The organism is Rheinheimera sp. MMS21-TC3, assembly GCF_032229285.1.
Lineage (GTDB): Bacteria > Pseudomonadota > Gammaproteobacteria > Enterobacterales > Alteromonadaceae > Alishewanella.
This window is the reverse complement of sequence record NZ_CP135084.1, coordinates 839574-863634: the sequence shown is the minus strand read 5'-3', so window position 1 is coordinate 863634 and position 24061 is coordinate 839574. Positions and strand designations below refer to the sequence as shown.

Below are 24061 nucleotides of genomic sequence, written 5' to 3'. Positions count from 1 at the left end.
TTAACTGTAAAAGGAAGAGTAATATTAAGCAGAGATTTATATCAGGTAGATTAGTTTAAAAACTGTAACTATTAAAAACCCCAAGCACTTGTTACTGCACTTGGGGTTAACACTAACGTAAATAGCTTAGCCTTTACGAAAAACACGACTAAATAAGCCCATAAACCCTAAGCCAAATAGTGCGAGTGTGGCAGGAGCTGGCACGCCTTCTGCGATAGGAGCTGCTTGGTCTATATAAAACATATCCATACCAAAGCAATATGCATCATGGACATGGCCAGGTTGGCCATGAACAGTGCTAGCTGATGTAAATTTAACAGTATCTACAGCATCAAAATTTGCGCTTAAGAATATTTGCGGATCATTTTGTAATGGGCTTCCTACGTTATTAATGCCAACAAAACCCCAAGAATCTGGCGTTAATAACATCCGCTCTAGCAGCACGCCGCCATTCCAAGCTTCAACGTAAGTTTCTTCAACACCTGAAGCCCAACCGCCACCAACGATAGTATTACTGGTTAAAATAAAATAATTTAAATCAAATAAGCCACCACCAGCTTTTTTAATTTCCATCGCCGATAAGCCGCGATTCCAGTGAGCATGCACAACTGCATTTGATGCCCCGTAATAATTACCAATAAACTCATTACTGCCTATAAAGTCGAAAATAAAGCCATCTTCTTCATAATAATCAACATTACCACACGAACTTGTATCTGATGCTGCACAAGCTCCACCGTTGGCTAAATGTGCAGTGCCACCGGCAAAGTCAATAATAGCGGCATTTGAAACGGCGCTAAACATTAACGCGCTACTCAAGGTTACATTAACTAAAAACTGCTTCATCCCACTTCCTTTTAAATATTATAGTTATATTATTTTTAGCGGGCAGGCTTAAGCACAGATTAAGCCAAAGATTAAGCATTTGATTAATAAATCATAAATTATGATTTAATCTTATAGAGTGTAAAATTACCTGACAGGTAATCAGCAGTTTTAACCATAATAAAATCAAATGATTAACTGAAAAGCAGTTAAATGGACCGACTGTTAGAGGTAATGATGTATTCGCAAGCTACTAGCTTAATATTCGTCTTGATTCGTCTTGAATAGAGCAGCAGCTATTCACAAAAAGATGTAGAATGACTATTGTTATAACTACTGTATTACAAACAAAATCAGAGTTAACGGTAGTTGATGGCAAGGTGAAATTTGCCAATAAAGCCAGTTACCCAGAGTTATATACACCTATAGAACCCGCATTACCAAACTGGTCACCGGTAAATCAATAACTCCCTCTGCTTTAGTCAATTAGGCTCTTGCTACATTATTATCAATAATGTAGCAAGAGCCCAAAAGCATCATTTAAATAGCTAGCTGCTTATTCACTTTCACAGACACTGTAATCAAAACTATCAGGATCATTTGGTAAATTCTCCACTTGAAAACTCCCCCATATTCCAATTACAACAAATAATAACGGTGCAATTAAATGGCCTAATGATTTAACTTTTGACGGCCGTCCTCTTATTATTTTAGTTGGCTTATATACTTTCACTCCTTTGGGAGGAAATTGACCATCCCTGAGCCCTTTAATCCCATTTGGAACTGAATAGGCAGCCACTAATATTGCACAAAATATAGGTAAGCCAACAAATAGCCCATACCAAAGTACCGTTACCCCAGAATAACCAAAAGGTGTATGACAATATGCTGTATTCGCATACCAACTAATATAAGGAAGCAACCACTTTTGATGGCTAATCACAATGAAAGCACCTAATAAAACGTAGAGGATAACTCTTTTTACTTTCTCTACTTTTGAAAACTCTTCTGCAAATTCGATAATAAGCGCTCCTAAAACAAACACCTGCCACTCATAACATTCAGAATATCCCCCTTGTCACCTCATAAGGCTGAATAAAAGCCGTTCCTGAGCAACAACAATTATTACTCAATAAATTAACCGTACTTTCTTAACCTAGCAGGGGAATCAGGCCGATAACTCGGTAAAAAGAACGGTTTTACCTATTGCTCCGAGATGGCTCATATATGTTATGCCAGCCGTGTTCCATTGGGTAGTTCCATATCCACAGTTGATAGCACTACAGAACCGTCAGGCCGATGCAGACCAGTGACTAAACACTCTGACATAATAGGACCAATTTGTTTTGCGGGGAAATTCACTACTGCTAGCACCTGCTTACCGAGAAGTTGTTCTTTCGCATATAAATCAGTGATTTGAGCGCTAGACTTTTTAATACCGATTTCTTGTCCAAAATCTACCTTTAGTTTGTAAGCTGGTCGACGAGCCTCTGGGAAGTCTTCAACCTCAACAATAGTTCCAACACGGATATCGACTTTTTGAAAGTCAGCCCAATCAATATACTCCATAATTTACCTTGAGTAGCTTTTTCACATAACGCTTATTAGGCAGAGTAATTCATAGTTAAATTCGGCCTTTCCACCTTTGTAAACTTAATATTTAGAAGGTTACAACGGTTCATTATTTTATACAATAAGTTATAGGTACAGCAGATTTTTGAGAGATAACAAGGCCCAAAGGGTCAAATTTTGACGTCAGACATCATTGAGAATAAAGATTTATATTAGAAAATAATGCTAATTTAATTATGGTGCCTAGGGCCGGACTCGAACCGGCACGTTGTCGCCAACGGTGGATTTTGAATCCACTGCGTCTACCAATTTCGCCACCCAGGCATTGAGGGATTTTTTGCAGTAAACGCTGGCATTATACGATGCATATGCTGTAGCGCAAGATAATTTATTGGCTTATTTTTTTATTTGCATAAAATTACAGCAGCTTCGAAATATGCGGGCTTAGTGTTACACTTGCCGCGCCTTTTAATATGGATTTTGCTATGTCTAACTCTGAATCACTTTCACAGCCTAGTTCTGAATTTGCTACAGCGCCACAGGCCGGTTTATGGCGCCGTTTAGCGGCTTTATTTTATGATTGGTTAATTTTAATTGCCTTATGGATGCTAGCCATGGCTTTAGGCCTAGGCGTAGTGGCATTACTTAATAGCGCGGGGCTGATTTCTTTTGCTGGCTATGCTGATCCTGCAGCTTATATTGCTGCTCATAAAATTTGGTTTCAGCTGTATTCTTTAGCCTTATTTATTGGCTTTTATTTGTATTTTTGGTGCAAAGGAGGCCAAACCTTGGGCATGCGTAGCTGGCGTATTTTATTAGTGCAACAAAATGGTAAACCGATAACCTTAAAACAAGCCGCTATTCGCGCCAGTACAGCATTACTAGGCTTAGGTAATTTATGGCTATTAATACGCTGGGGTAAAGACTTAGCCTTGCAAGATCAACTAAGCAAGACTCAGGTGATTGTATTAACCAAGCAACAAAGTAGCGCCTTAAACCTCTATAGAAATGCCAGATGAGCGAACTAAACATTTTTAATGTTGAGTGTTTAGTTATGAATGTTAAGTTGTTAACTTCACTAAAAACTCAACATTAAGCATTTAACACTCACCATTAAGCACTAATCACTCAAAACTAACTCAGCCGGTAAGGTAAAACTAAAGCAGCTACCTTTACCGCGCTCGCTGGCAATAATTAACCGGCTCTTGTGGCGTGATAAAATATGTTTAACAATAGCTAGCCCTAGCCCTGTACCGCCAGTGTTTCTTGCTCTTGCTTGATCTACTCGATAAAAGCGCTCGGTTAAACGTTTTACATGTTGTGGTGCTATGCCTTCACCATTATCGATAACACTAAAAGTGGCACTTAAATTATCTCGTTGCCAACTCACCTGAATATCACCGCCGGCTGGGGTGTATTTAATGGCGTTACTGACCAAATTAGCAAAAGCACTGCGTAGCTCTTCGCTAATTGCCATCACCATTAAACTATTATCAATGCTAAAACTAAGCTTATGCTGTTTTTCACTATTTAAGCTAGTCGCTTCTAGCTTTAATTGCGCTAGCATAGCCGGTACATCTACTTTAGGTTCAAATTGGACTTTAGTTGTCGCTTCTATTTGCGACAAGGTTAATAATTGCTGTACTAAGCCATCCATCCGTTTGGTTTGTTCTAGCATAACACTCTGCGCTTGCTGCCATACTTTGGTGTTGGTTGCGCTATTATCGTCCATTAACTCTAAATAGCCGCGCAGCACTGTTAATGGTGTACGTAATTCATGAGAAACATTAGCCACAAAGTCTTTACGCACTTGCTCTAACAGCTTTATCTGGCTGATATCGCGTATTGTTAATAAATACTGCTCTGTACCATAAGCGCTAACAGTAAACTCTAGCATCAACTGTTCATTAACTGGCGAGACTAGCTCTAAGGTCTTAGTAAAGTTGTGCTGTTGTATAAAGAGTAAAAAATTAGGATGGCGGATTAAATTATGTAGGCGCTGGCCTTCATCTTGGGGCCAACTTATGCCAATAAAATGTTGTGCCAGTTTATTGCTCCACACCAAGCTCCAGTCTTTATTAAGCACTATAATCGCTTGTGACAAGGCTTCGGCACCATCACGAAAGCGCCTTATTACTTGGTATAGCTGGGCTTGTTTGCGCCGCTCTTTGCGTTGCTGATAATAAATAGCTTCAAATAACTTACCCCATATTCCTTCGGTTAAAGGAGGCGATAACTTTCTATCTTGCCAGAGCCATTTATCTAAAATAAATAAGTGATGATAGTGCCACAGCAAAAGTGCCACACTTAAAATAAGTAATGCTGGCAAGAGGCTATTAGAAATGAAACCAACTACAGCCATAACACAAAATAATAATGCTATTTTGCTGTACACTTTCTTTTTAGACAGCAATTGGCGCATGCTGGTAATTAACCTTATTTAACTGAAAAACGGTAACCTGAGCCCCGTACGGTTTGAATGAGTTTATCATGCCCGCCATGCGAAATAGCTAAGCGCAAACGGCGAATATGCACGTCTACGGTTCTATCTTCTACATAAACATTAGTGCCCCATACATGATCTAATAATTGTTCACGGCTGTAAACCCGCTCGGTATGGGTCATAAAAAAATGTAACAGCCTAAACTCAGTTGGCCCCATCTCTAGTGCTTTACCATTCGCAGTTACACGATGGCTTACTGGATCTAAATTTAAACCTTGAATGTCTATAATGTCGTCTAAGCTGGTTGGTGACACTCTGCGAATCACAGCTTTAATTCTGGCCATTAGTTCTTTAGGTGAAAATGGCTTGGTAACATAATCATCAGCCCCTACATCTAAGCCGCGAATTTTATCTTCTTCTTCACCGCGAGCGGTCAGCATAATAATAGGAATATTACGGGTAATGTCGTGTTGCTTCATTTTTTTAGCGATTTGAATACCGCTGCCGCCTGGCAGCATCCAATCTAGTAAGATTAAATCGGGGTAAGGTTCAACTAAGGCCTCTAGTGCTGCTGGGTAATCGGCCGCCATAATGACTTGAAAGCCATTTTGCTCTAACACAAAACTTAACATATCACGAATTGCAGCTTCATCTTCAACAATCAATACACGTCTAGACATTAGCGTCCTCAAATAGTCTTAAATTCTGTTACGGTAATACTGTTACGGTATTACTGTGTTACGGCTTAGTATCGCTGCATAATGTGACAGTTTTATGAAACGGTAATCTTAAACCTTCCGTGCTATTTTTCGATTATTTGTTGTAATTCTGCATCAGTAAAGTGAGCAACATTACGGCCTTTACACAGAAAAATAACATGCTGACAAATATTGCGACTGTGATCACCAATTCGCTCTAACGCCCTAGCAATAACAAATAGCAGCATGCTAGGCCCTACTTGGCTACTGTCAGCGCTCATTATACTTATACTTTGGCCTACAATACGATCATAATCTTGATCTATAGCGATATCTGTTCGTAATACCTTAAGCGCTTCACTTGCATCCATCCGTTCAAAACTGGCAATAGCACTTTGCAACATTTGTAATACCCGGTGGCCCATCACATCTATATCATCTATTTGCGCCTGAGTAGGCCGCTGTGTTGCCGGTTGCTGTAATAAAGTTTTAGCCACTCTTTTTGCTAAATCACCAATACGTTCAATATCGTTAATGCTTTTTAATATAGTTAATACTAAACGTAAATCACTAGCTGCTGGCTGACGGCGCACCAGAATATCTAAACAGTGCTCGTCTATATCAACTTCGAAGTCATTAACTCGAAAGTCACTTGCTACCACTAGTTCAGCACGCTGATAATCTGCTTCTACAAAAGCGGCTATAGCATCAGTTAATTGTTGCTGAGTTAAAGCAGCCATTTGTAGTAAGCGATCAACTGCTTGTTGTAACTCTGCATCAAAAGCCTGTGAGTAATGGCCACCAATTTTATTAGACATAATCTGACGCTCCTATCGGTATTAGATAAAAATGAATTTCACGGCACTAAAATAGCCCATTAACCATACCTACCCGTTATATAGTCTTCCGTTCGTTTTTGCTTAGGGTTAGCAAATAACTCATTGGTATAGCCTAGCTCTACCACTTGGCCTAAATGAAAAAATGCTGTGCGATCAGAGACTCGTGCTGCTTGCTGCATATTGTGGGTAACAATAACAATAGTGAAATTTTGTTTTAACTCATCAATTAGCTCTTCAATAATAGCGGTAGCAATGGGGTCCAGCGCCGAGCATGGTTCATCCATTAAAATCACTTCTGGGCTAACGGCAATACTGCGAGCAATACACAAGCGTTGTTGTTGGCCGCCAGATAAGCCAGTGCCGGGTTGATCTAAGCGATCTTTTACTTCATCCCATAAACCTGCGCGACGTAGGCTAGATTCAACAATATCGTCTAAGTCGGCTTTACGCTCGGCCAAACCATGCAACTTAGGGCCATAAGCAATATTTTCGTAAATAGACTTAGGAAAAGGATTGGGCTTTTGAAACACCATGCCCACTTGGGCTCTTAATTGCACCACATCAATGTTGGCGGCATTAATATCACGCTGCTCTAGCATAATTTGCCCTTCAACACGGCAATGCTCAATAGTGTCATTCATTCGGTTCATACAACGTAAAAAGCTCGACTTACCGCAACCTGAAGGGCCAATAAACGAAATAACCTCGTTGGCATAAATATCCATATCAATGCCATGCAGCACTTGGTTTTGGCCATAAAACACTTTAACGCCTTTAGTGGCTATTTTTACGTTAGCGGGCTTATCTTCGTTTTTAAGTGCATTTTTAATCATTAGGCTATCCATTTTTACAATTAACTGCGTCTTGGTAAAACATTACCAATTGCGTTGGAATTTTTTTCGTAAGTAAATCGCAATGCCGTTTAAACTTAGCATCATCACTAACAACACTATAATGGCAGCAGAGGTTCGGGCTTCAAAAAAGTTACGCAGCTCATTACCTTGCCATAAGAAAATTTGCACTGGCAGTGCAGTCGACTGTTCAAAAGGTGAGGCAGGCACCGAAGCGACAAACGACTTCATACCAATTAATAACAAGGGCGCGGTTTCACCTAAGGCTTGGGCAACACCTAAAATAGCGCCAGTTAAAATGCCTGGAATAGCCAAGGGCAGCACATGATGAAACACCGACTGCATTTTTGAGGCACCTAACCCAAGCGCTGCTTGCCTAATAGAAGCCGGAATGGCTTTTAAGGTAGAGCGCGTAGCAATGATGACCGTGGGCAAGGTCATTAATGACAATACAATACCGCCGACAATCGGTGCCGACATAGGCAGGTTAAACCAACCTATTAATACCGATGCGCCAAGCAAGCCAAATACAATAGAAGGTACGGCGGCTAAGTTATTAATATTCACTTCAACTAAGTCGGTAAAGCGGTTTTGCGGCGCAAACTCTTCTAAATAAATCGCCGCGGCTACGCCCATGGGGACTGCCAGTAATATCACCACTAACAGCATATAAAACGACCCCATAAAAGCACCGGCTAAACCGGCTGAAGCCAAAGAGCTGCGTGAGTCTGGGTTCATAAATAAGGCAAAACTAAAACGATTTTCAATAATGCCCTGCTCTGCTAGCTGCTCGGCCCAACGCTGTAATACTGGGCTTAGCTGTTGCTGCTCATCAGGTAAGCTGCGGTCAATATTGCCCTTTAACCAGACATCAATATTGGCATCGGTTAATAGGTTAAGCTGTTTGGTTTGGCCTATTATAGAGGGATCGGCCATTACTAAGTCACGCAGTGCATAACGCTCACCCGACGTCACAATGCGACTGAGTTCTCGTCTGTGCTTATTCGCATCGGGCAGCACTTGCTTTAAGCTATTGGTAATTAACCGATTAAAGTTAATAAAACCCAGCTCTGTTTGCCATTCTAGATAACGCTGAGCAAAGGCTTGCTCTGTTTCCTCTTTTTGCCGCTCTGGCATTTTGCTAATGTTTACAATGGCAGGATCAAAGTAGATATCTAAGGTAATACTAGATTGCCAAAAAGCCGGTAAGCCTTTAGCAAAAATATTAATAAATAAAATCGCCACTAAGGCTAGGCTAATAAGCACCGCTGATAAACCTAAGCGGCGAAATAGCTTTTCTTTAAAATGCCGTTTGGCTAACGAAGCTTGTATTTTTTGCTGCACAAGCTGCTGCGCTTTTAATTGCTTCTGTTGCTGCTGTTTAGCAGCATTGCTGCTTGCGGCTGTAGTATTGGCTGAAGGCATAGTCATAGCTTACTCGTATTGTTCACGGTACTTACGCACAATAATTAAGGCGAAGATATTTAGTAGTAGCGTAATCACAAATAGGGTTAAACCTAAGGCGAAGGCAACTAACGATTGCGGGCTAGAGAAGTCATTATCGCCGGTTAACTGGTTAACAATAGTCACAGTCACGGTGGAGACAGCTTGAAAAGGATCTGCCGTTAACGCTGGGCTATTACCCGCCGCTAGTACTACTATCATCGTTTCGCCAATGGCACGACTGGCAGCTAACAACACAGCACCAACAATGCCTGGCAAGGCCGCGGGCAGAACAACCTTAATAATAGTTTCAGACTTAGTTGCGCCTAAGCCTAAAGAGGCATCGCGCAAAGATTTCGGTATTTGCACAATAATGTCGTCGGTAAGTGATGAAATAAACGGAATAATCATAATCCCCATCACCACACCTGCAGTCAGAGCTGAGGTTGCACGAATATCTAAGCCTACCAAGGTACCAAATTGGTTTAAAAATGGCCCTACGGTTACTAAGGCAAAAAAGCCATAAACAATAGTAGGGATCCCCGCTAACACCTCGATTAACGGTTTAGCTGTATTGCGTAACTTTAAGGGCGCATATTCAGCTAAATACACCGCGACCAATAAGCCCAATGGAATAGCCACTAACATGGCAATAATAGCGATTAAAAAAGTGCCCGATAATAACGGTAAAATACCAAAGCTGCCTTGATCAGCCGAGCCCACAGTAGAGAAGCGCGGGTTCCAAGTAGTACCAAAGAAGAAGTCGACCGGATTAATAAAGCTAAAGAATTTAAGGGTTTCACCCACCATAGATAACACTATGCCTATGGTAGTTAATACCGCTACGGCCGAGCACAAAATAAGTAACACTTTAACCACAGACTCAACTTGCTGCCTCGCCTGTAATCTAGGTGTTATTTTATATAAGCTAAGCAATAAGCCCATAGCGGCAATAACCGCAATAAGGGCAGTTAGAACCAAGGCGCTATTGGTGCGCAATTGCTGTAAATGGCTAGCAGCCTTTAGCTCCCATTCTTGAGCATCACCGGCAATAGCAAAGTTGCTGGCTAAATTGCTAATGCGCTGCGACACCACCTTTAGCTGATCAGCCGGTAAGCTGGCAATTTCGGCAGGCAACTGCGCCAGCATTAGGCCATTTATTGCCAAAGGGGCAAGCCACAACCACAACAACAGTAATAAAAAAGCCGGTAGTACAGCCCATAGCCCCACCATGACACCATAATGATGATGACGAGCAGACATTTTTTGCCTTTGATCTAGGCTAGCTACTTTGCGACTGCGGCTTATACCCAGCTGGTAGCCTATTGCCATCAAGATTAACAACAGCGTAAGTAGTGTAAGGTTACTCATTAATATTCTGGTTCCTTAGCAGGGGTACCTAAGTGGTTACTGCTTGTTTGCATGGCCAGTGCTAAAACTCTGCGCCTGTTTAGTTGTTTATTGCTGCAGTATAAAGCCCGATTATTTCAGTTTTATGACAGTGTTTTTTAATGCTACATTTTATACTACGGCACCTTGCTTTACTTGTGTTATAACTATACAGGCCCAGCATAATGCTGAGCCTGTATAGTTAGTGCAACTCATTAAAATGGTGGTTATAACGCCACTTTTTGTCTAATGTTGCGGCTAATAGTACTTCGCTCTTCTTCAGATAAGGGTATCAAGCCTGCTTGTTCTAATTGGCTATCAAAACCAGAGACAGCATCACTGACAAAGTACTGAGCAAATTCCTCTAAGCCTGGAATAATCCCTATATGCTCGCCTTTAATATAGAAGTATAAAGGCCTTGATACCGGATACTCCCCGCTTAGAATACTCTCTAAATTAGGCTCAACCCCTGATACCGTTGCCACTTTAATCCGGTCACGGTTGGCTTCATAGAAACTTAAACCAAAGACACCTAGTGCATCTTTTTGCGCAGTTAATCTGGCTAAGGTTTCAGTGTAATCCCCAGCAATTTCTACTACCTTGCCATCAGTGCGCATAGCGGTACAAAAACTTTTTTGCTCTGATTTTGCTAAGGCTTTTACAATAGGTAAGGTTTTACAGCCTGGTAATACAACTTTTTCTTCATACACTTCACGAGTACCATGGTTAGAACCCGGTATCGCTAATAAAATTTCTTGATCGGGTAAGGCTTTATCAATTTGTGACCAACGGCTATAAGGGTTAGCTATCATTTTACCGTTTACAGGCACTTTTGCTGCTTGAGCTAAAAACACATGTAAAGGCTGTAAAGCAAAAATTGCTGCATCGTTACGAGAGGCGAAAACAATGCCGTCATAGCCAATTTTCACTTCAATAATTTGCTTCACGCCATTGCTATGACAAGCGCTAATTTCGCTTGAACGAATTTTTCGTGAAGAGTTTGCAATATCAATGGTATTAGCCCCTACTCCTTGGCAAAACTGGCGTAAACCACCTGATGATCCCCCCGAACCCACTACCGGAGTACGAAACTGAGCAAAGCTTTGGCCAAACTCCTCAGCCACTATTGATGAAAAAGGCAATACGGTTGATGAACCAGCAATTTGAATGGTATCGCGGCTTGCTGCCTGTGCCGTATTAATGCCAACAACAAGTGAAGCGGCTAAAGCTATTTTAGAAAGTGTTTGCAATGTCATATCAAGTTTCCAACTGTTAATGAAGTAACACCTACAGTATGCTAGGGGTTTATGACACTGATATGACAATTTGCAATAAACCATACTATAAAAAAAAGCTCAGCCTAAAGACTGAGCTTTTTAGATAGCAAACTTAGTTTGCCGTTAATTCAACTAAAGTTGTAGCTTGCTCTGTACCTTCATTATCATGGAATTTAACGACACCAAGATATGGGAATGGGCTTGCAGTTAAACCATTGCTTGTTATCGTTATATTGTTATAACGAGTTTCAATGGCACGACTACTAGCAGCAATACGCGTATTAGCTTCATCACCTGATACTATCCAATATGGCAGTATATAGTCAGCTGAAGCAGCACCTTTTAGATTATAACCATGTACCCATACCATATAAAAGCTACCTGCAGCTGCATCATTTGCCGGTAACGGGTTAAGTAAAGTTACTTCTTCATTACCACCTACTCGTAACGAGATTCCTACTTGGGTACAAGATAAGGCAATACAACGGTACACATATAAGTCTAAGTCAGCTTCTGGCACACTGCTTAACGCTGATTTTAGACTAAAGCGTACTGCGCTCACGCCTTCTGGTATCGCTAACCTATGAGCACCCATACCGGCTTCATTAAAGCTAAAGGTACCATCTGGATCCTGAGTAACAGTACCGTTAGAGCCATATGGGGCACTTAAGCCGGCAATACTGGTGCTAGTACTGCCTGTGTAATTCATTAACACAGGGAAAGTATAACGACCACGATTAGCTTTTAAAGTACCCGCTACATTTGCCGGCGCTGTAATTAGCTCTGGCGCTATCATTTTGATTGCTATAGGGCTGCGAACATTATTAATCCCATTGCTTAAGGTCACTGAGCCAAAACTCCACTGCTCTAATGTTGCACCCGATACAGGTTTAAATACTAAAGCATAATTAGCCTTACCATTTGCAGCAATATTCATCAGTGAACCTGGCACTAAATTACCACTACCGTCTTCAGTCAGTACTGATACTGTAGTACCAGCTGGAGCATTAACTGACACCGTATAACTAGATGCCGAACCACTAACATCAGTTACTGTACGATAGATAACTTTTGCCGCCGCTAACTCTGAAATAGCAATGGATGGTAAGTTTAGCTGACTAGGATCAGTTAAATAACCTGAGGACTCATACGTTGCACAACTAATACCACTGGCATTTTGCACAAAACTATTTTTACCAAGACCACATAAGAAAGCATAGTAATCTAAGTTTTCAATATCATAAGTTAAACCTGGATTATTCGCTTGCCCAGGAACCGCATGACCGGCACCAAAATCAAAAGGATCCGCTGGTGTAGTACCATTCTCTTTAGTGACGTTTTGTCTTGCCGTGGTCATCAACGCTGATTTAATCATCGCGGGTGTCCAATCGTTATGCTCGCCTTTTAGTAAAGCTGCCATACCAGCAATATGCGGACTAGACATTGAGGTACCTTGTAAGTACATAAAGTCACGTCCAGGAGGAGTAAGCATAGGTTTTGACGACGCACCTGCCAATATTTTCATACCTGGCGCAGTAATATCTGGCTTAATAACATCGTAGCTGGCTTGGTTAGGCCCGCGTGATGAAAAGCTTGCCATAATGTTACCAACTTCAGGCACATCATCAACAAAAACGTTCGGACTCATTTTCATTTCGACCGTACCGCCTGCCGACACTGCACTATTGATGGCGTTCCCTGTAGCTTGAGTAATCATAACAGCAGGAATAACAAGGTCTGTTACTGAACCGCCCATAATGCTAGGTGCAACATCAGAGTTATTATAAACAATAACACCTACCGCGCCTGCAGCTTGGGCGTTAGTGAGTTTAATATCAAAGCTACAAGTACCACGTTGAATTAGTGCAAACTGGCCACTAATTTCCGTAGCGTTAGTTAACGCTGTACAACCATCAAGCGGCACACCTATCGCCACATTAGCAGTGATATCTCCTGTTACGCTTAAAGGCCTTGATTGCGCACCTTCAACTGCACGGTACACGCCGCTAAGCGGTCCTGATGTAACCTCAATACCATTGGTAATGCTAAAACCGGTGTAAGAAGAAGCAGCAACAGTCGTTACCCAAGGTGCAGGTGTACCTACAGTTTCGGCCGTAGGACCACTGTTGCCAGCTGATACAGCAACAAAGACACCCGCTTGTGCAGCGCGTAATTTAGCTGCAGCTGCTACAGTTGTTAAATCGGTTAAGCTACCACCAATCGAATAGTTTAATACGTCAACACCATCTGCAACGGCTTGATCTATCGCGGCCATAGTGTCGCCGTAAAAACAACCACGCTCATTAGCGCCTTCTGGGCTAACATAGCTACTGTTCCAACAGGCTTTATAAGCAGCTATACGTGCGCGCGGAGCAATACCAGATATAGTGGCTACTGGCACACCATTAAAGATTGCCGTAACATTTTCATTACCACCAGCTGTAGATGCTGTATGGGTACCATGATTGTCAGCATCACGTGGTGAAATAAACTCGCCAGGTTGAATGGTATAAGTAGATTCAAAGCTATTTTTAAAATAGCGAGCACCAATGAGTTTATTGTTACAGCTAAAAGCCGCATCTTCACCCGCATCACAAGCACCACTCCAACCGGCTAATGGCGCATAGCTACCATCATCGGCAAAGCTAGGATGTTCAGGCCAAATACCGCTATCAACAATACCAATAACAACATCATCACCTTTAATACCTAAGGTGTGCTGACCTTCTGGCCCAGTTAATCCCAAAAATGCAGGTGTATTAGCTGTCGTTAATTGCTGCGCTTCGTCACGCCATACTCCTACCACATTAGCATGATGCTTTAACATCTCTGCTTGATACGCAGTCATTTTGGCAGAAAAACCATTAAAAGTATGAGTATAAGAATAAAGTACTTTCTCGCTGCCAGCTTGGTTAGCTAACTGCTGATGAAATTCAGTTAATTTATTAGTGTACTGCTGTAAGTTGGCAGAAGTTGAATTGTAACGATTTAAGCCTTGAGTAACATTTTGTCGAGCCGGTAATAGCTCCCCCAACTCTGCAGCCTTTTCAATCCCAGTCTTACCTTTAATCTCTACAATGTAAGTGTGTAGCTGTTGGTCATCTGCAGCCAATTGCAATAACGACAAGTCAATGTCAACTTCGTGTTGGCTTGGTACTAACGCTGCTTGTGCGTTACCAATTGCTAAAGCAACCGCTAAAGCGGTTGGGGAAATAAATCTATTAAAACGCATAGGTGTCTCCATTTTATTATATTTTTATTTTATTAGTGCTTAACGCTAATCACCCAAGTTAATAAATTTAACTTACCGTTAAGTTAACGTTAACTTTGTTGTATAAAAACCTGACACTTATGAGTTAAAGCGACGACGCATTAATAAGCCACCAGCAGCAATTAGGAATAAAAAAGCTGTTGCCGGCTCAGAAACTGGCGATGCAGCTGTTACAGGGCCTAAGAAAAACGAATCGGCAAATAAAAAGTCAGCATCTGCTGTAAAGACATCAAGAAAGCCTAAACCAAGATCTAGATCCCAAAAGCCTTGGAATGCAATAGAGTTAGAAAAATCGCTAACATCAAAGTTTAAAAAAGTAAACCCAGTATTAAGGTCAAACTCATTATAATCAGCAAAAAAACCAAAACTATTAACTATATCTATGCCAAACAGATTAAACGTTTGCCACTGCATTACTTCACCGTCGATAATATGATCAATATCTATTGATAAAAAACCAATAGAAACAGGACCATCAGGATCATCAATAAGTAACTCTTGACTTAAAATTGGCCCTGCTTGAGCACTTTGCGGCATTAATGCAAAACTAAATATCGTTAGCATTAAGATAAAAATAGACTTTTGAATCATATTAAACCCCAAATTATTATTATTTATATTTTTAGGTGCAACTACTTGCACGAATCGGACTATGCATTAAGTGAACCATTAAAGTTAAATAAATAATTTCAATAAGTTAGGGTAAAACAGTAGAGAGAGAATAGCTTTTAAGGTTAATAGTGTTAAATTAGCTGACACCTTTAACAAAATTAGACTGAAAAGTAGCCAACACAAATAAAAAAGCTGTACTTAAAATGATAATTGGCAATAAAAACTTGCCTAATTTCATTAAAAATACAGCTATTAATTAATGTTTATTTAAAGTTTTAGTACTAAGACCAGTTTAAGATCACTTTACCCGATTGACCTGAGCACATAATATCAAAGCCCGCTTGGAATTGATCTACCGGCATTTCATGAGTGATCATTGGCGTTAAATCTAGGCCTGATTGAATTAAACTGGCCATTTTGTACCAGGTTTCAAACATTTCACGACCATAAATGCCTTTTATTATTAGGCCTTTAAAAATAACTTTATTCCAATCTACTGCCATATCACTAGGTGGTATACCTAGCATAGCAATTTTGCCACCATGGTTAATGGTTTCTAGCATACTATTAAAGGCCGCTGGTACACCTGACATTTCTAAGCCGACATCAAAGCCTTCAGTCATGCCAAGTTCTTTCATCACTTGTTTTAAATCTTGCTTACTAACATCTACTGCACGAGTTGCGCCCATTTTTAAAGCAAGCTCTAAACGATAAGGGTTAACGTCTGTTATCACAACATGGCGGGCTCCGACATGGCGCGCTACCGCTGCAGCCATAATGCCAATAGGTCCAGCACCAGTAATTAAGACATCTTCCCCCACTAAGTCAAAAGATAAAGCAGTATGAACAGCGTTACCGAATGGGTCGAAAATAGCAGCAATATTATCTGGAATATTATCTGCAATTTTAAAAGCATTGTAGGCAGGGATCACTAAATACTCAGCAAAAGCTCCAGCTCGGTTAACACCAACGCCAAAGGTATTACGGCATAAATGCACCCGACCAGCACGACAGTTCCGGCAGTGGCCACAGGTGATATGCCCCTCTCCAGAGACACGATCACCAACTTTAAAGCCTTTAACCTCTGAACCCATGCCTTCAATAATACCGACATATTCATGACCAACTACCATGCCATGCGGAATAGTCTCTTTAGCCCAATCGTCCCATTTATAAATATGGACATCAGTACCACAAATGGCAGTTTTTTTAATTCGGATTAATACATCATTCGGACCTACTTCTGGCTTTTCAACTTCAGTTTGCCAAATTCCTGGTTCCGCTTTAAGTTTTGCTAATGCTTTCATTTCTGCTCTCGCTTAACACTCGCTATAATCGGGTTTAATGCTAGTTTAAAACTATGCAATCACGCCCATGTCTTTACCAATACGAATAAAGGCGGCAATAGCTTTATCTAATTGCTCTGTTGTATGAGCTGCTGAAATTTGAGTTCTAATTCTAGCTTGGCCTTTAGGCACCACAGGAAAAGAGAAACCAATAACATAAATACCTTCAGCTAACATACGTTTCGCCATTTCTGCTGCCACTTTAGCATCGCCTAGCATGACAGGAATAATAGCATGATCATTACCGGCTAGCGTAAAGCCTGCTGCGGTCATCTTTTCTCTGAAATAACTGGCGTTCTGCCATAACTTGGCTCTTAACTCACCGCCATTTTGTAACTTATCTAACACACTGATAGACGCGGCAACAATTGAAGGCGCTAAAGAGTTTGAAAACAAGTAAGGCCGTGAGCGCTGACGTAGCCATTCAATAACTTCTTTCTTACCTGAGGTATAACCCCCTGACGCACCACCTAAAGCTTTACCTAAGGTACCGGTTATAATGTCGACTCTTTCAATAACATCACAATACTCATGGGTACCGCGACCGTCTTTACCCACAAAGCCGACAGCATGGCTATCATCAACCATTACCATAGCATCGTATTTATCGGCTAAGTCACAAATACCTTTTAAATCGGCAATAACGCCGTCCATTGAAAACACACCATCAGTTGCAATTAACTTAAAGCGTGCACCATCAGCATCAGCTTGCTTTAATTGAGCTTCTAATGCTGCCATATCATTATTAGCATAACGATAACGCTTAGCTTTACATAAGCGAACACCATCAATAATAGATGCATGATTTAATTCATCAGAAATAATGGCATCTTCTGCGCCTAATAAGGTTTCAAATAAACCGGTATTAGCATCAAAACAAGAAGAATATAAAATTGTGTCTTCTGTGCCTAAGAACTTACTAAGCTTTTGCTCTAAGGTTTTATGAATATCTTGAGTACCACAAATAAAACGCACCGACGCCACACCAAAACCATGGCTGTCTAAACCTTGCTGAGCAGCTGCAATTAAATCAGGATGATTTGCTAAGCCAAGATAGTTATTAGCACAAAAGTTTATGACTTGCTCACCAGCAACAGTGACATCTGTTTGCTGCTGCGACGTAATAACTCGCTCTGCCTTATATAAGCCCTCGGCTTTAACTTCATCTATTTGTTGTTGGATATGTTGCAAAAAACGGTTGCTGCGCATAACGCCTCCTAAAGCAAAAATGACGGGAATTACAAAGTGACTTATTGTAATGCTTATAAGTCACTACTGCTGTGCTTTTTAATATGATAACTGCTTCTAACAGCTTAAATTATAAAAATAAGCTTACTAAGCTAGCTTACCTCACTGGCTAAGACTTGATATTGCTGCTCTAAATGTTGAATTTTATTCAGCGCTGCTGCTGTTGCATAAGGTTTAAATAAAGAAATAACTTTCAATACCCCTTCATAAACACTAGCTTTATCAATAGTTTTAGCTGGTGCTTGTGTTTTTAAATAGCTAATCCAAAAGGTAACTAATAATTTAATGTTATGCGCCAAACTGTTAATATCGTTATCTTCTATTGCAATGACACCTGACTTTTTTAACGCTGTCAGTACAACTGTAACTTTGGCTAACACACCTTGCTGCACCCGCATATAATCTTGTTGTAGTGCGGGGTCGCGTGCCAAAATGTCTGGCAAATTGGCATAAAAAAAATGAAAACGCCACATCAACTCAAACACCACATCTAAATAGGAAGCTAAAGAGTCTAGTGCAGATTCATCTGCTAACGGTGGTTGAATACGACTTTCTAATAGTTTGGTATATTCTTTGAATATTTGCCGAACAATATCTTCTTTATTGCGAAAGTGATAATAAAGGTTACCTGGGCTAATACCAAGATGAGCCGCTATATGATTAGTGGTGACTTGCCGCTCGCCAACTTGATTAAACAATTCAATACTAGCGTGCAATATCTTATCTTTGGTTCTTAACTTTTTTTCCATCGGCTCAACAGGCTTACTTATTGGATTACAATTTTGTTATAGTACCGCTAAATAGACTATAAACTCTAGTACCAGAATATAGCTGATGCTAAAGCTTAAACTAAAAAGCGACCCTTTATGAAAATAAAAGCAATTTATCCCGGCACTTTTGATCCTTTAACTAATGGCCATATTGATATTGTGCAACGAGCCGCCCGTATGTTTGATCAAGTTATTGTTGGTGTTGCCTCTAACCCTAGCAAACAGCCACTTTTTAGCTTAGAAGACCGTGTCGCTTTAGCGAAACAAGAATTTGTTGATATTAAAAATGTAGCTGTAATTGGCTTTTCTGGCTTATTAGCCCAGTTTGCACATGAACAAAATGCCCAAGTATTATTACGGGGTGTCCGCGCAGTGGCAGATTTTGAGTACGAATTTCAACTTGCTAGTATGAACCGCCAACTGAACCCAGCATTAGATAGCTTATTTATGACGCCATCAGAGAAAAACACTTTTATTTCTTCTACCTTAGTCAAAGAAGTTTGTCGTCATGGCGGTGATGTGTCTAGTTTTGTTCCTTCACATGTTGAAATTGCCCTGAAAGCACGCTTACTGCAAGCAAAAAATTAAGCTTAACACTCGCAGCTAAGCATACTTAATAACACCGCTTAGCTTGAGCTGTGCTGATATACCACCTTGCCACCTACCCAGTTGGTTAACACGGTATTTTTCTCATCAATTAATAATAAGTCAGCCCGATAGCCTACTTCAATTCGACCATGCTGCTGGCTTTGTAGCAATTGTGCTGGATAAAGAGAAGCCATATTTAGCGCTTCTTCTTTTGATAACCCTAAAACATTAATTGCATAATTGACCGCTGAAATCATATCCAGCACTGAACCTGCAAGTTGACCTTGAGTGTTACTAAGCTTATTACCCTCACGGCTAATTAAATCTGCAAAAAAAGTGAACTCAGTTTCTGCACTCCCCACAGGTGACATGGCATCTGTGACTAAAAAAACCTTCCCTTTTGGCTTAGCTGCTAATGCAACTTTAGCCGCAACCGGATGCAAATGCTGACCATCTAAAATTAGGCCACACCATGAGTTCTCATCAGCCAAAGCAGCACCTACCATGCCTGGAGCACGAGAAGCTAAGCCTGACATAGCATTATATAAATGGGTAAAGCCACTTGCTCCAGCGGCTAAGGCGGCCTGAACAGTTTCGACATCAGCATTAGAGTGACCTAAACAAACAATCACATTTAAAGCGACAAGCTCAGCAATTTGCTCTGGGCTAACTGTTTCAGGCGCTACTGTTAGTAATTTAATACCTAAATCTGTCCGACTATAAATAGCCATTTCAGCTGCAGATATAGGCCGAATATACTGTTCTGAATGGATACCTTTTTTAGCTACCGCTAAGTGCGGCCCTTCAAAATGAATACCAAGCACACCTGAGTGCTCCGTGGCTACTGCTTGCGCCACAGTTTCTGCTGCTTGCTGCATCAACTCTAGGTTATCTGTAATGACCGTTGGTAAAAAAGCAGTAGTACCAAAGCGAGCATGCGCCTGCTGCATAGTTGCTAAGGTTTGTAAGTTAGGTGCCGTATTAAATAAAACACCACCACCGCCATTGACTTGAACATCAATAAAGCCTGGTACTAAGATGCCATCTGTAATGTCAGCTCTTGCTGGGGTAATAGCTTGAATGATACCTTCAGCAATAGTGACTGTAATATTTTCTAACCAATAGGTACCATCAAATAACCTGCTTACGCTTATTTGCTCTGTCATAACGAGTCCCCTACTTTTGTGTTCTGATTGCGCTATAGTGTTTTTGTTACTTTATTTAGACCTACAGGCGCATCTGGATCAATTCCTAAATCTCGTGCTACTACTTCTACATCTATATAAAAGCGTTGCAATACTAATAAGGGTAATAACCGTTGATGTGCGACAATTGGCTGGTGATGCAATTGTAAAACGGCAGCGCCACGACTTGTTGTGTCGGTAATTTGTTGGCTATGAGCAGCAATAGTTTCATCATTAATACTGACATCAATGATAGTAAAGCTATCTTTAATTAAGGTCACGGGGCCGTGTAAAAACTCAGCACTGGAAAAAGCTTCGGCCTGAATGCCACAGACTTCTTTAAGCTTTAAAGCAATTTCACGCGATACGGCATAACCTAAACCTCGACCTAAAACGACTAGGTGCTTAACATTAATTAAGGCGGCAGTATTCAGTTGCACCGGTAAATCAACAGCTTGCTGCATCAATGCTGGTAATTGTTGCACAGCATCCATCAACGAAGGCTTAGCTGACCAAACAGAGACTAAATGCAAAATTGCGCTTAAGGTGGCTAAGTAACTTTTAGTGGCAGCTACAGCTTTTTCTTCACCAACATTTAGCGGTAAACTATAGTCCGCCATGCTTGCTAAAGGAGAGCTAATATCATTAACTAGAGCCAACACCACAGCACCACTTTTTTTGGCCATATCAGCTTGCGCTAACAGATCTGGGCTACGTCCCGATTGTGAAATAACAATAACGAAAGCATCTGCTAACTGTAATGACTTGTGATAAATACTAGCAACAGAAGGCGCCGCAGACACCACAGGCAAGCCAATTTCAATTTCAATTAGATATTTAGCAAAAATACCAGCATGGCCAGATGAACCCCGGCCAACAATATAAACAAATTTAGGTTTTTTAGTGTTAATAACCCCGACAACTTGTTGTACTTTTTCTGCATTTGCCATTAACTGTTCTTTAATGCGACTAGGTGCTTCTCTAGCTTCCATTGCCATAATAGTACTGTGATTCATTTACTACCTTATCTTATGAATATTTGCACCTACCGTGCGTTCTCACACCCAACTGCTGACTATACAGATGTTAATCTTCGGTCGACTGCAACCTAATTGGTCAGTGTAAAATGGCCAATTAAATTTATCTAGTGCTAAAAACAAAACCAGCTAAAGTAACTTTAGCTGGTTTTGTTAAAGACAGTACTAAACATAACTCAATAATTGTTTTAGCTAGCTTCTTGCTCAGCTCTTCGCACTAATCTTGGCGTTTGCTGTAGTGACAATAAGTGAGCATAAATCACTTTTAAATAGCCATTTTTATGCAAATCTACCAATACTGCCTCATCTATTTCATTTAACTTTTGCTCGTCAACGATATAAATACCATTAATTCGCAGTTCTTCACCTTGTATTTCTAAGGTTAAAACTTGTTGTTTAAGCAAATCTAAACTTTGCAGCTTTTCAATAAATTTTACTGTAACTTGGCCCAGTTCTAAATACTCAGCCATATGTTCTTTACGCTTAGCTAGATGCTCACTTTCAGAGCCATCTTCATTAAATAAAGGCTCACCTGTCTCAGTGCCAACCCGTGAAGAGGCCTCGTCAATTGCAATCAGTAAGCGGTCACTTTCAAGGCTTTCTTTTACTAATGCCAGCGGATAATTACGTGCAGATACAGGAATATAACTACCCTGCCAATTACCATCTTTTACAAATAAGTTTTGTTTTTGCGTTAATCCTAGCATTAATACAGATTGATAAATGTTTTCCTTTTCATTTTTAATGAAAATGATTGGGTATTCAGCCCCTGCAAATACAAACTCATGGACGGTAAGAGGTAATAAATGCTCATCAGCTATATGAGCATAAGCATTATCATTATTTATTTTTAATGCGCCATGTATCTCTTTGTTTAACGGCATCATTTTTGGAGTTGAAGTCATAAAATAGCTCTTTTACTTTCATTAAATTAGGCTGGCACTTTAGTTTTATGCCACAGTTCGCACTTATCATGCGCTAAGTCAGCTAGCGGATCAACTCCCTAGCTAACATCAAAACATCTTTATTTTTAACCGGTAAACTGATAGTAAGTTGGTGAGCCTGGGCCTACAGGTAAACCGAGCAAAAAGACCCAGATATAGAATAGAGCAGTCCAACCAATAAAGAATACTAGGGTATAAGGCAGCATAGTGGCTATTAAAGTGCCTATACCTAAATCTTTTTTATACCGAGCTGCAACCGCTAAAATCAAACCAAAATAACTCATCATAGGCGTAATTAAGTTAGTCACTGAATCTCCTATGCGATAAGCCGCTTGAATCACTTCTGGTGAATACCCCACTATCATTAGCATAGGTACAAAAATAGGCGCAAAAATAGCCCACTGTGCGGATGCCGAACCTAGTGACAAATTAATAATGGCACACATAGCAATAAAGAAGAAAAATAACTCAGGGCCGGTTAAACCAACATTTTGTAGCGCAGTGGCTCCATTGACAGCAATTATAGCCCCTAAATTTGACCAACCAAAAAAGGCCACAAACTGAGCAGCAAAAAAGACTAAAACGATATATAAGCCCATAGAGCTGATACTTTTAGCCATAGCGTCAATCACATCACGATCAGTGCGCATAGTGCCGACAATGCGGCCATAAACAAAACCTGGGATAGCAAAGGTAATAAAAATAAACACTACTATACCTTTTAAAAATGGTGACCCCGCAACTTCTCCTGTTTCTGGATGGCGTAATGGCCCCCACTCTGGCAATACGCTTAATACCAGTAAAATACCTAAACCAACAAAAGCTAAGCCTGCCATTTTCAAGCCAAACTTTTCAGCCTTAGTAAGCGGGTCTAAGGTTGGACTGCCCAAATCTATAGCTGCTTCATTAACATTGTATTTACCTAGCTTAGGTTCAACTAGTTTTTCAGTGACAAAAGCGCCTAAGATTGAAATAACAAAAGTACTGGCAATCATAAAAAACCAGTTTGCTTCTGGACCTACGGTATAATTGGGGTCAATTAAGTTTGCAGCTTGCTGTGTAAAGCCGGCTAATAAGGGATCGACAGTACCAATAAATAAGTTAGCGCTATAGCCACCTGAAACACCAGCAAAGGCAGCGGCTAAACCAGCTAGAGGGTGCCGACCTAAAGAATGGAATATTACTGCCGCCATCGGAATTAATACCACATAGCCTAACTCTGATGCTGTGTTAGAAATAATACCGGCAAAGACTATAGTAATAGTAACAGCACGTTTTGATGCCCCCATAACTAAGCCCCGCATAGCGGCAGAAATTAAACCCGAATGCTCAGCTATACTGACCCCTAATAAAGCCACCAGCACCACACCTAAGGGAGGGAAATTAGTAAAATTTGTCACTAAATTGGATATTATGCGCTGTAAACCATCCACACTAACTAAATTAACCACGCGGATAACGCCGTCAGCGGCACGGCCTGCTGCGCCTTCTGGGCGAGGGTCAATCGCATTAACATCAAAATAGGCTGCTATACCACTACCTAAAACCACTGCAACAGCAAACATGGCAAATAAAGTGACAGGATGGGGCAATAAGTTACCTAGCCACTCAACGGTATCTAAAAAGCGGGTAAAACCACTTCTTTTGCCGTTAGCCACCTGGTTATTCTGATGTTCGGACATGTTATTTCCTTTAAATGTTAAATACCTTTAAACCTAGGTAAT

At 40.7% G+C, this 24061-nt stretch carries 22 protein-coding genes and 1 tRNA gene; 3 read left to right on the top strand and 20 right to left on the bottom strand.

Features of this window, described 5'->3' with window-relative positions:
* Positions 1 to 126: 126 nt before the first annotated feature.
* On the bottom strand, positions 127 to 846 hold the full coding sequence (locus RDV63_RS04395) for a PEP-CTERM sorting domain-containing protein (RefSeq protein ID WP_313908309.1): 720 nt from the start codon (positions 844 to 846) through the stop codon (positions 127 to 129).
* 296 nt (positions 847 to 1142) lie between these two features.
* Here RDV63_RS04395 and RDV63_RS04390 point away from each other — a divergent pair, with 296 nt between their 5' ends.
* Positions 1143 to 1292, top strand: coding sequence for a hypothetical protein (locus RDV63_RS04390; RefSeq protein ID WP_313908308.1), 150 nt, complete (start codon positions 1143 to 1145; stop codon positions 1290 to 1292).
* An 89-nt stretch (positions 1293 to 1381) separates the two neighbouring features.
* Here the strand turns inward: RDV63_RS04390 and RDV63_RS04385 are convergent, their stop codons facing one another.
* The 3 genes from RDV63_RS04385 to RDV63_RS04375 form a co-directional block, all read right to left on the bottom strand.
* Entirely contained in the window at positions 1382 to 1870 is a 489-nt protein-coding gene (locus RDV63_RS04385; protein ID WP_313908307.1) for a hypothetical protein, read from the bottom strand.
* Positions 1871 to 2055: 185 nt separating this feature from the next.
* Entirely contained in the window at positions 2056 to 2394 is a 339-nt protein-coding gene (locus RDV63_RS04380; protein WP_313908305.1) for a tRNA-binding protein, read from the bottom strand.
* Between the two features lie 240 nt (positions 2395 to 2634).
* Positions 2635 to 2721, bottom strand: a tRNA-Leu gene (locus RDV63_RS04375).
* Between the two features lie 161 nt (positions 2722 to 2882).
* Here RDV63_RS04375 and RDV63_RS04370 point away from each other — a divergent pair.
* Positions 2883 to 3416, top strand: a complete 534-nt coding sequence (locus RDV63_RS04370) for an RDD family protein (RefSeq protein ID WP_313908304.1) — start codon at positions 2883 to 2885, stop codon at positions 3414 to 3416.
* Positions 3417 to 3517: 101 nt separating this feature from the next.
* Here the strand turns inward: RDV63_RS04370 and phoR are convergent, their stop codons facing one another.
* The 12 genes from phoR to RDV63_RS04310 all read right to left on the bottom strand — a co-directional run bounded on the left by phoR (position 3518) and on the right by RDV63_RS04310 (position 18563).
* Positions 3518 to 4819 (bottom strand): phosphate regulon sensor histidine kinase PhoR, encoded by a 1302-nt coding sequence (phoR, locus tag RDV63_RS04365; protein ID WP_313908303.1) that lies wholly within the window; start codon positions 4817 to 4819, stop codon positions 3518 to 3520.
* Between the two features lie 14 nt (positions 4820 to 4833).
* Positions 4834 to 5520 carry a phosphate regulon transcriptional regulator PhoB gene (phoB, locus tag RDV63_RS04360; RefSeq protein WP_313908302.1) on the bottom strand — a complete coding sequence of 229 codons (687 nt, stop codon included), beginning with the start codon at positions 5518 to 5520 and terminating at the stop codon, positions 4834 to 4836.
* A 122-nt stretch (positions 5521 to 5642) separates the two neighbouring features.
* On the bottom strand, positions 5643 to 6356 hold the full coding sequence (gene phoU / locus RDV63_RS04355; RefSeq protein WP_313908301.1) for a phosphate signaling complex protein PhoU: 714 nt from the start codon (positions 6354 to 6356) through the stop codon (positions 5643 to 5645).
* A 59-nt stretch (positions 6357 to 6415) separates the two neighbouring features.
* Complete coding sequence (gene pstB, locus RDV63_RS04350) at positions 6416 to 7210, bottom strand: phosphate ABC transporter ATP-binding protein PstB (RefSeq protein WP_313908300.1); 795 nt, start codon at positions 7208 to 7210, stop codon at positions 6416 to 6418.
* A gap of 42 nt (positions 7211 to 7252) precedes the next feature.
* The gene (gene pstA, locus RDV63_RS04345; protein WP_313908299.1) at positions 7253 to 8659 is read right to left on the bottom strand and encodes a phosphate ABC transporter permease PstA; all 1407 of its coding nucleotides are present in this window, start codon (positions 8657 to 8659) and stop codon (positions 7253 to 7255) included.
* Positions 8660 to 8662: 3 nt separating this feature from the next.
* Positions 8663 to 10042 carry a phosphate ABC transporter permease subunit PstC gene (pstC, locus tag RDV63_RS04340; RefSeq protein WP_313908298.1) on the bottom strand — a complete coding sequence of 460 codons (1380 nt, stop codon included), beginning with the start codon at positions 10040 to 10042 and terminating at the stop codon, positions 8663 to 8665.
* 245 nt (positions 10043 to 10287) lie between these two features.
* Positions 10288 to 11316, bottom strand: coding sequence for a substrate-binding domain-containing protein (locus RDV63_RS04335; protein WP_313908297.1), 1029 nt, complete (start codon positions 11314 to 11316; stop codon positions 10288 to 10290).
* 133 nt (positions 11317 to 11449) lie between these two features.
* Positions 11450 to 14569 (bottom strand): S8 family serine peptidase, encoded by a 3120-nt coding sequence (locus tag RDV63_RS04330; RefSeq protein WP_313908296.1) that lies wholly within the window; start codon positions 14567 to 14569, stop codon positions 11450 to 11452.
* 117 nt (positions 14570 to 14686) lie between these two features.
* Positions 14687 to 15199, bottom strand: a complete 513-nt coding sequence (locus RDV63_RS04325) for a PEP-CTERM sorting domain-containing protein (protein WP_313908295.1) — start codon at positions 15197 to 15199, stop codon at positions 14687 to 14689.
* A gap of 302 nt (positions 15200 to 15501) precedes the next feature.
* Positions 15502 to 16527: an L-threonine 3-dehydrogenase gene (gene tdh / locus RDV63_RS04320; RefSeq protein WP_313908294.1), complete on the bottom strand. Its 1026-nt coding sequence runs from the start codon at positions 16525 to 16527 to the stop codon at positions 15502 to 15504.
* 51 nt (positions 16528 to 16578) lie between these two features.
* A complete protein-coding gene (locus RDV63_RS04315; protein ID WP_313908293.1) occupies positions 16579 to 17775 on the bottom strand; it encodes a glycine C-acetyltransferase in 1197 nt (398 codons plus the stop codon).
* A gap of 131 nt (positions 17776 to 17906) precedes the next feature.
* Complete coding sequence (locus tag RDV63_RS04310; RefSeq protein WP_313908292.1) at positions 17907 to 18563, bottom strand: TetR/AcrR family transcriptional regulator; 657 nt, start codon at positions 18561 to 18563, stop codon at positions 17907 to 17909.
* Between the two features lie 117 nt (positions 18564 to 18680).
* On the opposite strand from RDV63_RS04310, the gene coaD reads away from it, so the two are divergent.
* Positions 18681 to 19172 carry a pantetheine-phosphate adenylyltransferase gene (gene coaD, locus RDV63_RS04305; RefSeq protein WP_313908291.1) on the top strand — a complete coding sequence of 164 codons (492 nt, stop codon included), beginning with the start codon at positions 18681 to 18683 and terminating at the stop codon, positions 19170 to 19172.
* 38 nt (positions 19173 to 19210) lie between these two features.
* Here coaD and nagA read toward each other — a convergent pair whose 3' ends face one another.
* The 4 genes from nagA to RDV63_RS04285 form a co-directional block, all read right to left on the bottom strand.
* Positions 19211 to 20338: an N-acetylglucosamine-6-phosphate deacetylase gene (nagA, locus tag RDV63_RS04300; protein ID WP_313908290.1), complete on the bottom strand. Its 1128-nt coding sequence runs from the start codon at positions 20336 to 20338 to the stop codon at positions 19211 to 19213.
* 32 nt (positions 20339 to 20370) lie between these two features.
* A complete protein-coding gene (nagB-II, locus tag RDV63_RS04295; protein WP_313908289.1) occupies positions 20371 to 21372 on the bottom strand; it encodes a glucosamine-6-phosphate deaminase NagB-II in 1002 nt (333 codons plus the stop codon).
* 209 nt (positions 21373 to 21581) lie between these two features.
* Positions 21582 to 22298: a SapC family protein gene (locus RDV63_RS04290; RefSeq protein ID WP_313908288.1), complete on the bottom strand. Its 717-nt coding sequence runs from the start codon at positions 22296 to 22298 to the stop codon at positions 21582 to 21584.
* A 125-nt stretch (positions 22299 to 22423) separates the two neighbouring features.
* Positions 22424 to 24019: an AbgT family transporter gene (locus RDV63_RS04285; protein ID WP_313908287.1), complete on the bottom strand. Its 1596-nt coding sequence runs from the start codon at positions 24017 to 24019 to the stop codon at positions 22424 to 22426.
* Positions 24020 to 24061: the final 42 nt, after the last annotated feature.

Coding starts and splice junctions, on each gene's coding strand:
- RDV63_RS04395 (WP_313908309.1), bottom strand. CDS start 846: ATGAAGCAGTTTTTAGTTAATGTAACCTTGAGTAGCGCGTTAATGTTT.
- RDV63_RS04390 (WP_313908308.1), top strand. CDS start 1,143: ATGACTATTGTTATAACTACTGTATTACAAACAAAATCAGAGTTAACG.
- RDV63_RS04380 (WP_313908305.1), bottom strand. CDS start 2,394: ATGGAGTATATTGATTGGGCTGACTTTCAAAAAGTCGATATCCGTGTT.
- RDV63_RS04370 (WP_313908304.1), top strand. CDS start 2,883: ATGTCTAACTCTGAATCACTTTCACAGCCTAGTTCTGAATTTGCTACA.
- phoR (WP_313908303.1), bottom strand. CDS start 4,819: ATGCGCCAATTGCTGTCTAAAAAGAAAGTGTACAGCAAAATAGCATTA.
- phoB (WP_313908302.1), bottom strand. CDS start 5,520: ATGTCTAGACGTGTATTGATTGTTGAAGATGAAGCTGCAATTCGTGAT.
- phoU (WP_313908301.1), bottom strand. CDS start 6,356: ATGTCTAATAAAATTGGTGGCCATTACTCACAGGCTTTTGATGCAGAG.
- pstB (WP_313908300.1), bottom strand. CDS start 7,210: ATGATTAAAAATGCACTTAAAAACGAAGATAAGCCCGCTAACGTAAAA.
- pstA (WP_313908299.1), bottom strand. CDS start 8,659: ATGACTATGCCTTCAGCCAATACTACAGCCGCAAGCAGCAATGCTGCT.
- pstC (WP_313908298.1), bottom strand. CDS start 10,042: ATGAGTAACCTTACACTACTTACGCTGTTGTTAATCTTGATGGCAATA.
- RDV63_RS04335 (WP_313908297.1), bottom strand. CDS start 11,316: ATGACATTGCAAACACTTTCTAAAATAGCTTTAGCCGCTTCACTTGTT.
- RDV63_RS04330 (WP_313908296.1), bottom strand. CDS start 14,569: ATGCGTTTTAATAGATTTATTTCCCCAACCGCTTTAGCGGTTGCTTTA.
- RDV63_RS04325 (WP_313908295.1), bottom strand. CDS start 15,199: ATGATTCAAAAGTCTATTTTTATCTTAATGCTAACGATATTTAGTTTT.
- tdh (WP_313908294.1), bottom strand. CDS start 16,527: ATGAAAGCATTAGCAAAACTTAAAGCGGAACCAGGAATTTGGCAAACT.
- RDV63_RS04315 (WP_313908293.1), bottom strand. CDS start 17,775: ATGCGCAGCAACCGTTTTTTGCAACATATCCAACAACAAATAGATGAA.
- RDV63_RS04310 (WP_313908292.1), bottom strand. CDS start 18,563: ATGGAAAAAAAGTTAAGAACCAAAGATAAGATATTGCACGCTAGTATT.
- coaD (WP_313908291.1), top strand. CDS start 18,681: ATGAAAATAAAAGCAATTTATCCCGGCACTTTTGATCCTTTAACTAAT.
- nagA (WP_313908290.1), bottom strand. CDS start 20,338: ATGACAGAGCAAATAAGCGTAAGCAGGTTATTTGATGGTACCTATTGG.
- nagB-II (WP_313908289.1), bottom strand. CDS start 21,372: ATGAATCACAGTACTATTATGGCAATGGAAGCTAGAGAAGCACCTAGT.
- RDV63_RS04290 (WP_313908288.1), bottom strand. CDS start 22,298: ATGACTTCAACTCCAAAAATGATGCCGTTAAACAAAGAGATACATGGC.
- RDV63_RS04285 (WP_313908287.1), bottom strand. CDS start 24,019: ATGTCCGAACATCAGAATAACCAGGTGGCTAACGGCAAAAGAAGTGGT.